The following is a 15,327-nucleotide window of genomic DNA, read 5'->3' on the forward strand; positions in this document are numbered from 1 at the left end:
TCCCGGTAGTTTTCCATGGTGCCGTGGTCGTCCAGGTGATCCTGCGTCAGGTTGGTGAACACCCCTACATCGATGAACGAGTGGTCGAGGCGGTGAGTCAGCAGGCCCATCGACGTGGCTTCGAGCGCCACGGTGCCGACACCGCGGTCGCGCATGCACCCGAGCAGATACTGGAAGTCCGGCGACTCCGGTGTGGTCAGTACCGACCTCGGCATCGGGATCAGTTCGTCGCCGATCCGGCTGCCGCCCGTCCCGATGACCCCCACCCTGGCGTGCTCGGCGACCCTCAGCACCGACTCCACCATGGAGGAAACCGACGTCTTCCCGTTGGTGCCCGTGACGGCCACCATCTTCATCTGCCGGCCTGGCTCCCCGTGGTAGCGGGAGGCGACGACCGCGGCCGCCTTGCGCGTGTCCGCGACGGCTACGACGCATACACCAGCTGCCGACGCCCAGGTCGCGACCGGGAGGTGCGCCGTCGCGGAGTCGATGAGAATCGCCACCGCGCCGCGTGCGAGAGCCGGTCCGATGGACTCGGGGCCGCCCTCGCGATGGCCGGGCACCGCGATGAACAGGGATCCCGGAGCGGCGCGGTGGGCGTCGAAGCCGGTGCCTCCGGTGATCTTCGTCTCCGGATCGCCCTCGATGACTTCATGGTCGTGCCCGGCGAGCAGCTCGCTCAGCTTCACAAGGGTCCTCTCGAAGATGCACCGGTTGCCGGTCGTCCGGCGGTCGGCGCGCAGGCGGCGCCAGGGCGCCAGGGGATGGCAAAGCAGGAAATTATGGGGAGGGCCGTCGCCGTACGGTTACGGAGGCGGGGAAGGGCTGCCGCGCAGAAAATGGTCCGCCCGCAGGGGCGGAATGATCTCGGAAATGCCGAGAATTACCCGGAATCGCTAGCCGTGGCCGTGCAGCGCGCGACAGTAGATCGCCGACGCGTTCACCGGGGCGACGACCGTCGCGCACACGGCGGACGGGCACACGTCATGAGCGGCCTGGAACAGGCACTCCCTCACTGCGCATGTGCGACCCATGTGTGGAGTGTACGTCCAGCCGCGAGGGCGATCGCCCACCGCTCGTTCGCACATCTGCGTTACTGCTGCCGCACTGTCTCCGGCACCCGCGCCGCGACCACGGGATGACGGTCTCGCTGGTGTCGGTGCGTCGCTCGTAGTCGCGGATCAGGCGCCGGCTGTGTAGCAGCCAGGCGAAGGATCTTTCTTCCTGCGCCTCGGCGCCGCGCGGCGGCGCCCTCACGACGGTCGGCTTCGCCGCCACCATCGCGGTGGGCTTGCTCGACGGCGATCACCTGTCTGTGGATCACCTGCCCTGCCTGCTCCTGCAAGGAGTCGGCGAAGGACTGCTCCAGATGCCTCTGCTGAACGCGCTCCTCGCCCGGATCGATGAGGACAACATCTGCTGGCGACGATTGCGCACCGCACTGTGTTGAGAGCAGGCGATGCGCCCCAGGGGATGGCCTGCTCGATACGTCAGATCGCATTCGTGGCAGTCGGGCCCGCGCAACCTCACATCCGGGATCTCAGAACGTCGACCTCACAGCCCGGTGCGGACGGGGCGAAGCCGTGCTCGATCAGCCAGCGAACTGCCAGCAGGCTTCGCAATGACCACCACGCGTGGATCACGTCGAGGTCGATGTCGGTGCCATAGCCGGCGATGACGTCGTTGAGGTGCTCCTCGTGTCCGAGCGTGAAGGTGGCGAGGTCGTGCAGGGCGTCACCCTGGCCCGCCTCGGACCAGTCGATGATGCCGGTGACCTCGTCGTCGTCGACGAAGACGTGCGCGATCTGCAGGTCGCCGTGTGTGAACGCCGGAGTCCACGGCCGGAGCGCGGCCTCGGCGACTTGGCGGTTGCGGGTGACCAGGTCGGCGGGCAGGAGGGCGTTCGTCACGAGTAACTCGCACTCGTCGTCGAGTTCCCGCGCCAGCGTGACGATGCTCCGCCCGGCCCGGCCCGGCCCGGCCGGGGCGGCAGGGGCGCTTCGTGCAGCTTCCGGATGGCGGCGCCTGCCGCGGCCCACGCCGCTGGCGACCCGGTCGACGGCCCGCCGAGGCGCCCAAGCGTCGTCCCCGGGAGTGCGGCGATCGTGAGCACGGGCGGCTTGCGCCACAGGACTTCCGGGGTCGGGACCGGCGCGAGGGACATCGCCTCGACCTCGACGTCGATGCGCCCTTGATCGGCGTCCACCTTCAAGAACACGTCGCCGACGCGCAGAGTCGCGCGCTCGGAATGGGCGACGACGACTTTGACCTCATCCATGGGCGACCAGTATCCCGGGGATGATCGCCGACGTCGCCAGGTTTATCGCGTGCGATTACGCGGCTGACCGCGTCCCGCTACCCAGCTGCCTCGTGCACGACACCGATCTCTGACGAGGGTAAGCCCACCACTTTTTGTTAGGAGTCCTTAGGGCGTGCAGATCTTTAACTCGTGGCTTTCTGCTTGGTGGTTCGTTGGTCTGGCATGAGCGGGTTGGATGGGCAACGGGCCGTGTTGGCAGCCAAGTTCGAGGTGATTCTGCCGCACCTCGACGAGCGGCAGCGTCGCCTGCTGATAGGGGCGGAGGCCCAGTCCCTCGGCCACGGTGGGATCAGAGCGGTCGCCCGTGCCGCCGGTGTCCGTGAGGCCACTGTGTCTGTCGGAGTGCGGGAACTCGACTCCGGAGAGGCTCCGTTGGGACGCGTTCGCCGGCCCGGCGCCGGCCGCAAACGCGTCGTCGACCGGGACCCGGCCGTTCGGGAGGCACTCCTCATGCTGGTCGAGCCCGACGTCCGCGGAGATCCCACGTCGCCGCTGCGCTGGACCACCAAATCCACCCGCAAGCTCGCCGCGCAGCTGACCCGGCAGGGCCACAGGATCTCCGCGGACACGGTGGGCGACCTCCTGCGCGAGGAGGGCTTCAGCCTGCAGAGCAACGCCAAGACGCTGGAAGGCAAGCAGCACCCCGATCGGGACGCGCAGTTCCATTACCTCAACGAGCAGGCCCGCGACCACCAGGACGGCGGTGGTCCGGTGATCAGTGTGGACACGAAGAAGAAGGAATTGGTAGGCCCGTTCAAGAACAACGGCCGTGAATGGGAGCCGAGAGGCGAGCCGGTGCGGGTCGACACCCACGACTTCCCCGACCGTGTGCTGGGCAGAGCGGTGCCCTACGGCATCTACGACGTGGCCGCGGACACCGGCTGGGTCAACGTGGGCACCGACCACGACACCGCCGCGTTCGCCGTCGAGTCGATCCGCCGCTGGTGGAACGGAGCCGGACGGGCCACCTACCCGACGGCCGGCCGACTGCTGATCACCGCCGATGCCGGCGGCTCCAACGGGTATCGCACCCGCACCTGGAAGACCGAACTCGCCCGGTTCGCCGCTGAGACTGGTCTGGCCATCACCGTCTGCCACCTGCCTCCCGGCACGTCGAAGTGGAACCGGATCGAGCACCGGCTGTTCTCCCACATCACCATGAACTGGCGCGGCAGGCCCCTGACCAGCCATGAAGTCATCGTCGAGAGCATCGCGGCGACCACTACCAAGACCGGCCTGACCGTGCACGCGGAACTCGACACCAACCCCTACCCCACCGGCATCCAGGTCAGCGACGACGAGATCGCCGCCCTGCCCATCACCCGGCACCGCTTCCACGGCGACTGGAACTACACCCTCCACCCACAGCCTCCGATGGACGAGGCAACGACCGACAGCGCGTCAGACCAGGCCCCGGCGGGCAGACCGCCTCGCCTCGCCCGGCGTTCACTGCAGGACCCGGAACTGACCGGGATGACCCGCCAGCAGCTCGGTGAACTCATCGACGCGCTGACTCCAGCGCTGGAGGTTCAACGCGAGCAAGTACTCCGCACACGTCGCGGTCACGAGCGCCTGGTGGCCCCTGGCACAGGTGCCAAAGCCAAGCTCACCCCAGCCGACCGGATCCTGGTCACCGTGCTCCACCTGCGCAAACTCGCGACCATGGACCTCCTGGGCCAGCTCTTCGGCGTCACCGCCATGACCATCAGCCGCGCGAAACAGGAGGTCCGCCCACTCCTGGAAGCACACGGCCACCACATCAACGCTTCTACCGCCCGCCTTCGCACACCAGCCGACGTCGCGACGTTCCTCGCTCCCGACCCCACCCAGACCAAGGTCAAAAAGACGAGTTAAAGATCTGCACGCCCTTAGCGCTGTCGGGCACCGGAATCGACCGGAGCCAGAATATCGGAGTGTGGCAGCAGGGTGGGCCTGCTCGGGAGGGGCGCTGGGAGCGGTGTTCTCTTGCTCCGTACAGCGGTGTACGACCCCGAACGCCCTGCTACAGAGCGATACGGCTCGTTGCGGAGAGTTGCCGCGCGGCTGGGGGTCAAGGGGTCGCAGGTTCAAATCCTGTCGTCCCGACGGTGCATACGCAGGTCAGGGGCCCATCTCCATCACGGAGATGGGCCCCTGGGTCATGCTGGCTGCCTTCTGGGAGCCACATGGGAGACGATCTTCGAACGCCCCTCCAGAGCTGCCTTGTGCTCCCGCGACAGCCGCTCCAGCACCGGCACAGCCGAAGTTGGGTACAACGCCAGGCGCGCCGGCAGTGTGCTTGGCGATGGCGCCGACGGCTTAACGGGCCGCGGGCTTGGTGAGATGCCCGTAGATGTTTGCCGTGGTGGAGATCGTGGGGTGGCGCAGGGTTTTTGACACGGTTGTCAGCTCGACGCCGTGGGTCAGTGCCAGCATTGCGGCGAGGTGGCGCAGGTCGTCGACGCTGGTGCGCGGAACGCCTGCCTGGCGGGCTAGGTAGGGGAAGTGGTTCAGGGCGTACTCCGAGTGCAGCGGGCGTCCGTCTTCGCGCTGGCAGCGGGCCTGATGGGGTCGGTGCTCGTTGTAGTGCCGCTCGTAGGCGGCGAGGACGTGGCGAGCGTGGGCCTCGTTCATGATCAGGACGTGGTCGAGGGCTTCGCGTCGGATGCTGCCGATGATGCGTTCACAGTGCGCGTTCGTGCGGGGAGCTTGTGGCGCACTTTTGAGGATCTCCATCTCCTCGGACTGGAAGACGGCGTCGAACGCCTCGCCGTACTTGCCATCGCGGTCGCGCAGCAAGAAGCGCAGGGTCTCAATGCGTATGCCCAAATCGGCGGTGAGGTTCCTGGCCTGCTGCACTGCCCAGTCCCGGGTCGGGCGGGAGGTGACCCCGGTGATGCGCAGCCGCCGGGTGCCGTGCTCGAGGAACGCCAATGTGTACAAACGCTTGCCGAGGGCGGTGTCGATGTGGAAGAAGTCTGCCGCGATGATCCCCTCGGCTTGCGCGGTCAGGAACTCGCGCCAGGTGGGGCCTGAGCGACGTGGCGCGAGGTCGATGCCGGCTGCGTTGAGTATCTCCCAGACCGTGGAGGCGGCGATCCGATACCCGAGTCGGGTCAGTTCACCTTGGATCCGCCGGTGCCCCCACCGCGGATTCTCCCGGGCCAGCCGCACAACGAGTGCCTTGATCGCTGCCGTAATGGGTGGGCGTCCGGTACGTCGGCGCGCGGTGTAGTCCCACTTCGCGGCGATGAACCTGCGGTGCCAGGCGAGCAGGGTGCCGGGGGTCATCGGGAAGGTCTTGAGCCAGTGGCGTCGGGGTATCAGCCTGGACAGGACTGCGAACCAGAACCGGTCGGCGGGCTCATAGCGCACCGGCCTGGTCAACTGGCGGCGCAGGACCGTGTTCTCGTGCCGCAGTACCAGCAGTTCCGCGTCCTTCACCGTCTCGCGACGGAGGAGCACTGTTGGTACGGTCAGCAGCTTCCGAGTCACCTTGTACAGCAAGGACACGATCACGTGGGGCATGATCCCAGCGGGCCGTCCACACCCCGCTCACCTGCAGCGATGACTTTTCGAGCGGCACAGGGTAACCCAAGCTGCGAAGAACCTGGTCATGGACCTTGAGGACGCCGGCTGCCGGCACGGACGAGATATTCGGCAAGCGCACGGTCGATCTGCCGACGCAGCACCGCGACCTCGTGGCGGAGAGCGAGGATCTCGGCGTTGCTCGCGGCGGTCGATTGGCCCAGCAAAAGGAAGGAGCCCAGCAGTCGGCAGAAGATCAGGTAGAGCAGTCGCGTACCCACGATCAGTGATCATGCCCATACTTGGGCGATCGCAAAGCCCCAGGTCATCCGCCGTACGGCAATAAAGACACCCTTCAGGCATCCTCCACGACTACCACCAATGCAGCATGACCTGCAACGGATGAAGTTTCCGGCAAGGCAGGGTCACACCGCACGGCGGAGGGCGGCCGTCAGACGACCGGCATCGCGGTCAGCTTCCGATCGCGCACCGTGAACACGCGGTTGCCCGCCCCCGCCATCGACCAGCCGCCCTTCGTGTCCCCTCCCTTGTCGTGGAACGTCCACAGCGGTTCCCCAGTGTCCTTACGGAAGGCCTTGACCCCTTCGGAGCCGTGGTCGGACGAGACCCAGACGGTGTTGCCCGAGACGACGGGCTTTCCGGAGACGGTGTAGTTCAGCTCACGCACCCAGATCTCGGAGCCGTCCTTGGCGCTGTGGCACCGCAGTTCGTTGTTGGCGAAGGCATAGAGACGATCGCCGTCGACCGCTCCCATGGACAGGCCACTGTTGGTCGAGGCGGGCGTGGACCAGCCGCGGTCACCGTCGCTGAGCCGGAAGCTGCGCAGCGACTGGCCGCCGAGATACAGGGTGCCGCCGGAGATGTGCGGGGTCCACGCGCTGCCGGACTTCGCGGGCACCGTCCAGACCTTGCCGCCATCCGCCGCGTCCATGGCGACCGCTCCGTACTTTCCCGCCGTCAGCACCAGGCGGCCACCGCCCGCGGCGCCGTCGATGTCGTCGGCATCGAAGACGAACGGCATGCGCTTACGCCACAGCGGCTTCACGCCGCTCTTGGTGAGGCGGAGGGCCATGACGTTGCCGGGGTCCCCGGTTGCCCAATTACTCGAGAGATCGTTGTAGTAGTACACGTCCTCATCCAGCGCGATCGGGCTCACAATGCCCAGGTCGTAGTCCCACAGCTTGTCCCCGGTCTTGGGTGAGATTCCGTAGAGGACGTCTGTGCTATGGGCCAGGATGAGGTCGAGCGACGGGGAGTAGAACGCCTCCCCGACGCTCTTCGCCGTCCACTTCCGCTTCCCGGTGGTGCCCGAGTAGGCCAGGAGGTCGGGCATCCTGGTGTCCAGGACGACCAGGTCCCGGATGGTGAGCATGTCGACGCGGTCGGTTTCCGGGGTCTCCTTCGGGCCCCACAGCGGGTCGGGCGCCTTCCCCTTCTCGTAGTCACCCTCGGCGAGCGGGTCCGCGTCCCAAGGGTGCTCACGCGGGACCGCCTCGTCGCGCAGCATCCACCAGGCACCGCCTCCGCCCGCCGCTGCGAGCACGGTTCCGGCCGCGGCCAGCCCTGTGATGAAGCGTCTGCGGGACGGGCGGCCCGTCGCCGTGGTGCTCGTGCGGGTGGCCAGGTCGGGGAAGGTCGCCAACTGGCGTACCCACTCCTCGGACTGGCCGATCTCCGTGGCCACCGGGCCCTGCTTCCACAGCTTGCCCGCGCCACGCGGAGGAGCCATGACCGCGGTGATTTGTGCGGGGAGGGGACGCAGCGCGGGGTCCTTCGCCAGGCATGGCTCGATGAGCTGCCGCAGCCCGGGCGGGACCGTGTCCAGCCGGGGCTGCCCGTGCACCACCTCGTACTGCACGGCGGCCACATGCCCGCCCTGGTACGCGGGTGTCCCGGTCGACGCGAAGACGAGCACCGCGCCCAGCGCGAAGACGTCACCGGGCGGACCCGTGCGCTGCCCGAGCACCTGCTCGGGCGCACCGTAGCCCGGGGTGACGGGTATCTGTCCCGTGGTGGTCAGGGTCAGCCCGTGCTCGGGCCGCGCGATGCCGAAGTCGATGACTCGCGGTCCGGTGGACGTCAGCACGATGTTGGACGGTTTGAGGTCGCGGTGCACCAGGCCCGTGGTGTGGATGTCGCCGAGCGTGCGGGCGAGCGCTGCCCCGAGCGCCCGTACGTACGGCTCCTGGAGCGCTCCGTAGCGCTGGACCGCCGTATCGAGCGTGGGCCCGGCCAGGAACTCGGTGGCGATGAACGGCCGTCCGCTCTCGGTCTGCACCGTCAGTACGCGCGCCACGCCCTTGCTCTTCACGGCCTGCGCGGCCTCCGCCTCCCGCAGGAAGCGCTGCGCCATCTGTGTGTCGTGGGCCAGTTCGGTCCGCAACACCTTGACGGCGGCCGTATGGCCTGAGCTGTCGCGTCCGAGGTACACCTTCCCCATGCCGCCTTCCCCGAGCACGCCGATCAGGCGGTAGGGGCCGATGCGGAGCGGGTCACCGTAGCCGAGGGGGTTCATGAGGTGTGTTTCTCCTGCCGTCGCTGCCGAGCGCTGTCTGCCGTAGGTCCCGTCCGCTCACTCCGGAGATCATTCCAGCGGGATGGCGTAGGTGCCCTCGATGGTGGAGCCGACGATCCGTCCCGAGTCCTCGTCCAGGACGGGGCTGATGCCCGCGCCCTCAGGGCCGCTCAGCGTGAAGGTCCAGTCGGAGCGGTGGGTGGTGCGGTTGACCGCGTCGAGGTGCGTGCGGCCTGCCTTCTCGACAAATATGACGTAGACGTACTTCTCGCCGACGAGCGGCACGCAGGCGAGGGAGGGGTGGCGGCCACTTTCGGGCCGCCCCTTCTGCCGCCACAGCAGCCGGCCGTCCGAGGCGTCCAGCGCGATGAGACCGTGCCCGCCCTCCGTCGCGTACACCACGCCGTCCCGCAGGGCCGGCGGGCCGTAGAACGCCCGCGGCACCCCGTTGATCTCGTCCTCCTGGTCGAGCCGGGAGTTGACGTAGGCCCAGGCCCTGCCCCCGTCGGAGAGGCGATGCGCGACCACCTGCCGGGCGCCGAAATAGATGTGTGTGCTGTCCGTGGGGAGGGGCAGAAGCGAGGCACCACGATCGTTGTGCCTGCCCAACGGGACCCGCGCGCCGTCCCACAGCTCGCCGCCCGTACGGGCGGCTCTGGTGAGCGTCACGAACGAGTCGAGTGCGTCGGCGCCGTCCCTGTCGTCGACGGTGGTCAGCAGCAGCCGGTTTCCCCTGCACGTCGTCAAACAGCCGGTGGTCTGGCGGTTCATCCCCCCGAACTGGTAGTTCTCGAGCGGTTCGCGCCATAGCTCCCGGCCCGCTCGCAGATCGAAGGCGACGACGTTCCAGCCGGCCGTCGCCTCCTTGAACGCGACGTTCGTCTTACGTGTTCTCGCCGCCAGATAGAGCACGTTTCCGGCCGTCCGGAGCGGCTGGACGGTGGGGTCGACGTCGTCGGACTCCCTCTTGATCTCTCTGCCGTCGAAGTCGGGGAGGGTGCCGAGAGTGTTCTGTACGGCGCCCGAACCCGGGTCGAGCGTGCAGATCGTCAGCCCCTTGCCGCTGCCCCCGTCCCGGTCCATTTTCCGGCCTTCCCGCCTCGGCTCCCGGGACTCGGGGAGGATCGCGTAGATCCGCTGCCCGTCGATGCTGATCTGCTTCGTATGGATGTCCGGATTGCCCCAGCGTCGTTCGCCGCTCTTCGCGTCGAACGCCACGAGCCCCTTCGTGTTCATACTCAGGATCAGGCCGCCCACCGCGATCGGCGGCAGGTCGTAGTTTTCGTTGACGCTCAGGGTCGGGGCCTTCCACACGGGCAGCGGCGCGCCACCCGGCCCGCGCGACGGTGATGCGGCGGGGCCCTGCTCGCCGCCCGGGCCGATGGTGGACCAGGCCCAGGCACCCCCGGCCACGGCGGCGGCCACCCCGACGGCGGAACCGCCCACCATCGCCAGCATCCTGCGCCGTGAGGGCGGCTGCGGTCCGTACGGCGACCAGAACGATGCCTCGCCCGAGCCGGAACCCGAGCCCGCCCCGTCGTGGTACGCGAATCCACCCGGCGGCGGAGGCTCTCGCCGCGGGGTGATCTGCCATACCGCGCCGGCGCGCCACGCGATCCGGGCCAGCACCCCGTCCGGCAGGTGGTCCGTGAACTCTCCGCCGCCGTCGTGCAGTTGGGCGCGCAGCTCCGCCGTACCCGGCCGGTGCCGCGCCTCCTTGAGCAGGCACCGTTCCAGCACGGGCCGCAGCGCGTCCGGTACGCCGGTGAGGTCCGGCTCCCCGTACCGCACCCGGTAGAGCAGGTCGGCCGCGTGGCCGCCGCCGAACGGGCCGCGCCCCGTCGTCGCGAAGACCAGCACCCCCGCGAGTGCGAACACATCGCCGGCCGCGGTGTGCTCGCCGCCCGTCGCCTGCTCTGGGGACATATAAGCGGGAGTTCCGGCCGCGGTTCCCGTACGCGTCAGCCGGTCGTCGCCGATCGCGCGTGCGATGCCGAAGTCGATGACCTTCGGACCGAAGGCGGTGAGGAGGATGTTGGACGGCTTGAGGTCGCGGTGCACGACGTCGCAGCTGTGCAACTGCCCCAGCGCCTCGCACAGTGCGGCACCGATCGCCCGGACGGACGCCTCGGGCAGCGGCCCGCCCTGCTCGACGGCCTCGTCCAGCGGCGGGCCGAGCAGATACTCGGTCGCCAGCCACGGCGTGGGCGCGAGCGGATCGGCGTCGATGACCTCGGCCCCGTGCCGGCCCCCGATGACACGCGCCGCGTCCGTCTCCAGACGGAAGCGGATACGGAACTCGGGGTCGGTGGCGATCCGCGCGTGCATGCTCTTGATCGCCACGGTACGGCCGCCCTCGTCCCGTCCGAGGTAAACAGTGCCCATACCCCCACCGCCGATTCTGGCGATCAGCCGGTACGGGCCGAGCACCTGCGGATCGTCGTAGGCGAGCGGGAATCCCAGGAGGGTGGGCGAAGAGAGCATCGGGTCGTCAGTCCACGGGGAGGGGATCGGCGGAGGGGCGGTGAAGGGGCGGCGGTCACGGCCTCGGGGAGGCTCCCGGGTGAAGGGCGGGAGCGCCGGGTGCCAGGGGCACGTCGGACTCGCTGGTGACAGTGTCGGCACCGGCTGCTCGCACCGCCCCGGCCGCGCCCGGAGGGCCCTGAGCGCCCAGGGCCCGCCCGGACTGCCGGACGAGCGCCGCGATCACCCGGCCCGGCAACCAGCCGGGGCCGAACGCCCCGGCCCCGCCATCCATCGCCGTGGCCGGTGCCCAGCCCGGCGCGGGAGAAGGCGGAAGGGCCGGGGCGGGAGGGACGAAGCCGGCGCCCAGCGCATCCCGTACGGCCGCGGCGCGCGGTCTGTGTGCCGGGTCGGGGGCCAGACATGCGCTGACCGCCTCGCGCAGCCCCTCGGGCAGTCCTGACGCATCCGGTGCCAGGCGCCCGGTCGCCGCGTACGAGAGCACGGCGCCGAGCCCGAACACATCGCCGGGCGGACGCGGCCGTCCACCCGAAAGCTGCTCGGGCGGCAGCGCCTCCGGCGGCAGACCGGGCACGGCCACACGCTCCTCGCCCTCCGGAGCGAGGGACCGTACGCATCCGAACCCGGTGAGCCTCGGTCCGTCCGCGCCCAGCAGGACGGTGCCGGGCGCCACACCGGCGTGGGCGAAGCCCTGCTCGTGCAGCGCGGCGAGGGCCTCGGCCAGCGCCAAGCCGAGCGCGCGCACCGTACGCTCACCGAGGCCTCCGCCCTGCGCGGCCAGCGCTCCGGGTAGCGGCAGCGCGGGCGAATAGGGCGAGACGCACCACGGCAGTTGGCCGCCGGTGCCCCAGGAGACCTCCACGATCTGCTCCAGGATGGGGCTGCTGTGACCGCTCAGGCGCCGGGCCTGCTCGGCCTCGGCCCCGAACCGCTGCCCGTGCTCGCCCTCCCGGGCGAACTCCAGCCGGGGCGAGCTGAGGAGGACCGTATGGTCGCCACCTGGCGTGCGCGCGATGAAACGCCGCACCGGTACGGGAACTCCGCTATCCGCCGCGTCGATCCGGCCGAGGGGTCTGTAGACACCGAGCTGTCCCGGGTCGTCCTGCCGCAGCGGCTCCATTCGCTCCCCCATGGTGTAGCCGAGAGCGGAAATCCTAATCCCCGGCCGTGCCCGCGGGCAGGGAGGGGCCGCGGCTAGCTGCCGGCCGACCGCCCCCTGGAGCGGTTGGCGGACCACACCGAGCCGATCACCACGGCGCAGCCCGCCAGTTGGATTACGGTGGGGATCTCGTGGAGGACGAACACCGAATCCGATCGCCATCACGGGCGGCAGCAGCAACAGCGCGGCGGAGAGGTCCGGCGCGAGGCGGGAACTCCCCTTGCTGATCAGCAACCACGCGGCGACCTGGCCCAGCAGAGCCAAGGCGGTGATCCATCCATGACACGGCGGGGATCGCGAGCGGCAGTCCGGTGGTCAGCGCAGCGATGAGACCGGAGGTGACGGCCGCCGTGGCGGTGGAGACGCATACCTGTGTCGCGATGTGGCGCGGCGCGCGCTGACCTCACAGCTGGGTCAGTGGAGATACACCACGTAGGCGAGACCGCGGCGATGCCCAGAAGCGCCCCTCGTACCGGTTCACGGACCTGCGGACCGTGGTCCAGCACGCCCTCGGCCAGCGCGATTGCCCTTGCCGGAAACCTCATCCACCCTGGTGGGAACGGTTCTTCGGGTTTCCCGAAATCTGGCCGCGGTCGCTCGAGCTCACGCTCTCGCGCAGTTGCCGTCAGCGCGTCATGATGATCGATCGTGCTGCTGCGACTGACTTACCTGGGTGTGACGAACGCGTTCGCGATGCTTCGCCTGCTGCCGATGGCCGATCGAGATAAGGACGCGGAGATCCTCGCCCTGCGCCACCAGATCACCGTGCTGGAACGCCAACTCGGCAAGGAAAAGATCCGGTTCACGCCCAGCGATCGAGCGTACCTGGCGGCGCTGCTGCACCGGCTGCCACTGCACGTCCTGCGACTGTTACGGCTGCTCGTACGCCCCGACACGGTACTGCGTTGGCACCGCAACCTCGCCACACGCCGCCATGCCGCCTCCTGCCGGCCCAAACGCCCGGGACGACCACGCACGGTGCACTCGATCCGCCTCCTGGTGCTGCGCCTGGCGAAAGAGAACCCGAGCTGGGGGTACAGACGCCTGCACGGCGAGCTGCTCGTGCTGGGAGTGAAGGTGGGCGCCTCCACTGTCTGGGAAATCCTGAAGGACGCAGGCATCGACCCGGCGCCCGAGCGGAACTCCAGTACCTGGGCCACCTTCCTTCGCGGCCAGGCTGATGCCCTGCTGGCCTGCGACTTCATGGAAACAGTCACCCTCTCGGGGATGCGGATGTACGTGCTCGTGGTGATCGAACACGGCAGTCGCCGGATCCGCGTCCTGGGCGCCACCACGCATCCCACCGCCTCCTGGGTAGCCCAAGCGGCGAAAAACCTCGTCATGGACCTCGAAGACCTTGGCTGCCAGGCACGGTTCATGATCCGGGACAGAGACGGGAAGTTCCCCGACCTCTTCGATGCCGTCCTCAAGGACGCGGGGATCGAAGTCGTCCTCAGCGGCATCCAGATGCCAAGGATGAACTCGATCGCTGAAAGGTGGATACAGACCTGTCGCCGCGAGCTCCTGGACCAGACGCTGATCTGGAACCAGCGACACCTCCTCCACACCCTGCGCGAGTTCGAGCAGTTCTACAACAGACACCGACCACACCAGGGCATCGCCAACGCCAGACCGCTGCACCCCTTGCCCCCGCCAATCGACGATCCGGACCCGTTAGCCCGCCTCAACATACGTCGGCGCGATCGCCTCGGCGGCATCCTTCACGAGTACCGGAATGCGGCGTGACCTGCACGGATGAGGTCTCCGGCAAGGGCAGTCCTTAGAGGCTGTTTCTGATCCCCAGGTCTGAGTAGCCTGGGCTTCTACGATGGCGTGGTGTCCGAGGGCGCCGGGCGGGCCGGGGAGAGGGACTGTCGGGCTTGTGGCGATCGGTTGAGGCCGGGGGCCCGGCCTGATGCCGTGTTCTGCTCCTCGGTGTGTCGTGCCAGGCAGTGGCGTACGGAACGCCGGTTGCGCAAGCGCCTGGCGGCCGTGCAGGACGGGGCGGGTGAGACCGAGTGTCCCGAGTGCGGGGCCCGCTGGGTGGTCGGCGTGGACCGGCGCTCGAACGCCGTCTACTGCTCGCGTCGGTGTGTGGTGAGAGCTTGGAGGCGCCGGAAGGAAACGTTCGGCGAACGGGCACAGTGACCGCATCGCGAACGCATCCTGAGTCTCGTTCCGGTCAGAGTCGGTCGTTTGTGGTCACGTGTTGTGATGATCTGATTTGCGGTTTGACGCTCGGTGGTGAGCGGGTCGTGTCCACGTCACGGACTTCAGCTCCGTGCCCCGGCCCGCATGGGTGGTGAACACCTTGCCGGAGGAGATCGAGAAGATCGGAAGCGTCAGCCAGCACCGCTACGAGCAGATCGTGGCCGAGCTGCGTGAAGTGGTCGAGCAGCAGACCAGGGGCTCGTTCACGATCGGGGACCGCGCGCTGGAGATCGAGCCGATGCGCGAGCGGGGCGGCCAGCATGCCGCGCCGGGTCAGGAGTTGTTCACGGTCCGCGAGACGCTGTTCCGTCTCGCCGAGGACATCGGTCTGGCCTACAAGACGGTGGAAAGTGCCAGGTGGGCGGCGTCTCGGTGGCCGAAGGACAAGCGGCAGGCTGGTGTGTCGTTCCGCGTCCACCGGATCCTGGGGCAGATCGAGGACGAAGCCGAACGGTTCGAGGTCATCGCCAAACCTCCCGCGGGCGGGACGCGGTGGACGGTGGACGAGGCCAACCGGAGGCTGGGCCGCCAAGTCGAGCGTCCGGCGTCGCCGAAAGAGAAGATTACCGCGATCCACACCCTGGCCCGGGACGAGGAAGTCGCTGCGGCGGTGACCACCGACTTCCTCAAGCGTCCGACGGTGGCGGCCAAGGTCCCCGCCCAGGACAAGGCCCGGGTGGTTGAGGAGTTCACTCGGGATGAGGGTGCGGCGGTCACGGCGGTCACCGGTCTGCTGCGCCGGCCGGACGTCGCGTTCAAGGCGATGAGCGACGACACCGCCCGCCACCAGGTCAACAGCGCCCAGGTCGAACGGGGCCGGCAGGCCCGCGATGACTTCGACCGCACCAGCCCAGTCGCCCCGGCGGTCCGCCACATCGACCGGACGGTGGAGTTCTTGGACCTGATCACCGCCTGCCATTCGTTCGTGGCCGCGGTCGGCCGGGTGGTCCCCGGACTGCGGGGCCGCACCCTCGGCGAGGACGAGCGCACGATCGTCCACGAGAACGTAGCGAAAATGCGGGCGACGCTCGACTGGATCGAGACCGCGGTCGACACGGGCAAGGTCGATATGGACGACGAACTGGCCCGCCTGCTGCGAGGCGAGTAGCC

Annotated in this window: 11 protein-coding genes and 1 pseudogene; 4 read left to right on the plus strand and 8 right to left on the minus strand. The window is 68.8% G+C overall.

The genetic code is table 11. The annotated features are described in order from the left end of the window. Together ABZ370_RS35045 and ABZ370_RS35050 are read right to left on the minus strand one after the other, a co-directional pair. Positions 1–689: Mur ligase family protein (locus ABZ370_RS35045; protein ID WP_358629477.1), on the minus strand; the 689-nt coding region annotated here is incomplete at its 3' end. A gap of 207 nt (positions 690–896) precedes the next feature. Next, complete coding sequence (locus ABZ370_RS35050) at positions 897–1,034, minus strand: hypothetical protein (protein ID WP_358629480.1); 138 nt, start codon at positions 1,032–1,034, stop codon at positions 897–899. 251 nt (positions 1,035–1,285) lie between these two features. On the opposite strand from ABZ370_RS35050, the gene ABZ370_RS35055 reads away from it, so the two are divergent. Continuing rightward, positions 1,286–1,450: a hypothetical protein gene (locus tag ABZ370_RS35055; RefSeq protein WP_358629483.1), complete on the plus strand. Its 165-nt coding sequence runs from the start codon at positions 1,286–1,288 to the stop codon at positions 1,448–1,450. 76 nt (positions 1,451–1,526) lie between these two features. Here ABZ370_RS35055 and ABZ370_RS35060 read toward each other — a convergent pair. Beyond that, positions 1,527–2,278: pseudogene (locus ABZ370_RS35060) on the minus strand (phosphotransferase). A 204-nt stretch (positions 2,279–2,482) separates the two neighbouring features. Here ABZ370_RS35060 and ABZ370_RS35065 point away from each other — a divergent pair. Beyond that, positions 2,483–4,174, plus strand: coding sequence for an ISAzo13 family transposase (locus ABZ370_RS35065; protein WP_358629486.1), 1,692 nt, complete (start codon positions 2,483–2,485; stop codon positions 4,172–4,174). 444 nt (positions 4,175–4,618) lie between these two features. Here the strand turns inward: ABZ370_RS35065 and ABZ370_RS35070 are convergent, their stop codons facing one another. From ABZ370_RS35070 to ABZ370_RS35090, 5 genes are all read right to left on the minus strand, one after another. Then, on the minus strand, positions 4,619–5,818 hold the full coding sequence (locus ABZ370_RS35070) for an integrase core domain-containing protein (protein ID WP_358629489.1): 1,200 nt from the start codon (positions 5,816–5,818) through the stop codon (positions 4,619–4,621). 95 nt (positions 5,819–5,913) lie between these two features. Further along, a complete protein-coding gene (locus ABZ370_RS35075; protein ID WP_358629492.1) occupies positions 5,914–6,108 on the minus strand; it encodes a hypothetical protein in 195 nt (64 codons plus the stop codon). A 170-nt stretch (positions 6,109–6,278) separates the two neighbouring features. Then, positions 6,279–8,363 carry a serine/threonine-protein kinase gene (locus ABZ370_RS35080; protein WP_358629495.1) on the minus strand — a complete coding sequence of 695 codons (2,085 nt, stop codon included), beginning with the start codon at positions 8,361–8,363 and terminating at the stop codon, positions 6,279–6,281. A 69-nt stretch (positions 8,364–8,432) separates the two neighbouring features. Then, positions 8,433–10,847 carry a protein kinase gene (locus ABZ370_RS35085; RefSeq protein ID WP_358629498.1) on the minus strand — a complete coding sequence of 805 codons (2,415 nt, stop codon included), beginning with the start codon at positions 10,845–10,847 and terminating at the stop codon, positions 8,433–8,435. 55 nt (positions 10,848–10,902) lie between these two features. After that, on the minus strand, positions 10,903–11,967 hold the full coding sequence (locus tag ABZ370_RS35090; protein ID WP_358629501.1) for a serine/threonine protein kinase: 1,065 nt from the start codon (positions 11,965–11,967) through the stop codon (positions 10,903–10,905). A gap of 687 nt (positions 11,968–12,654) precedes the next feature. Between ABZ370_RS35090 and ABZ370_RS35095 the strand changes: the two genes are divergently transcribed. After that, positions 12,655–13,752, plus strand: a complete 1,098-nt coding sequence (locus ABZ370_RS35095; protein ID WP_358629503.1) for an integrase core domain-containing protein — start codon at positions 12,655–12,657, stop codon at positions 13,750–13,752. Positions 13,753–14,317: 565 nt separating this feature from the next. Next, positions 14,318–15,325: a DUF6192 family protein gene (locus tag ABZ370_RS35100; RefSeq protein WP_358629755.1), complete on the plus strand. Its 1,008-nt coding sequence runs from the start codon at positions 14,318–14,320 to the stop codon at positions 15,323–15,325. Positions 15,326–15,327: the final 2 nt, after the last annotated feature.

It is taken from the genome of Streptomyces sp. NPDC005962 (assembly GCF_040629205.1).
Classification (GTDB): domain Bacteria; phylum Actinomycetota; class Actinomycetes; order Streptomycetales; family Streptomycetaceae; genus Streptomyces.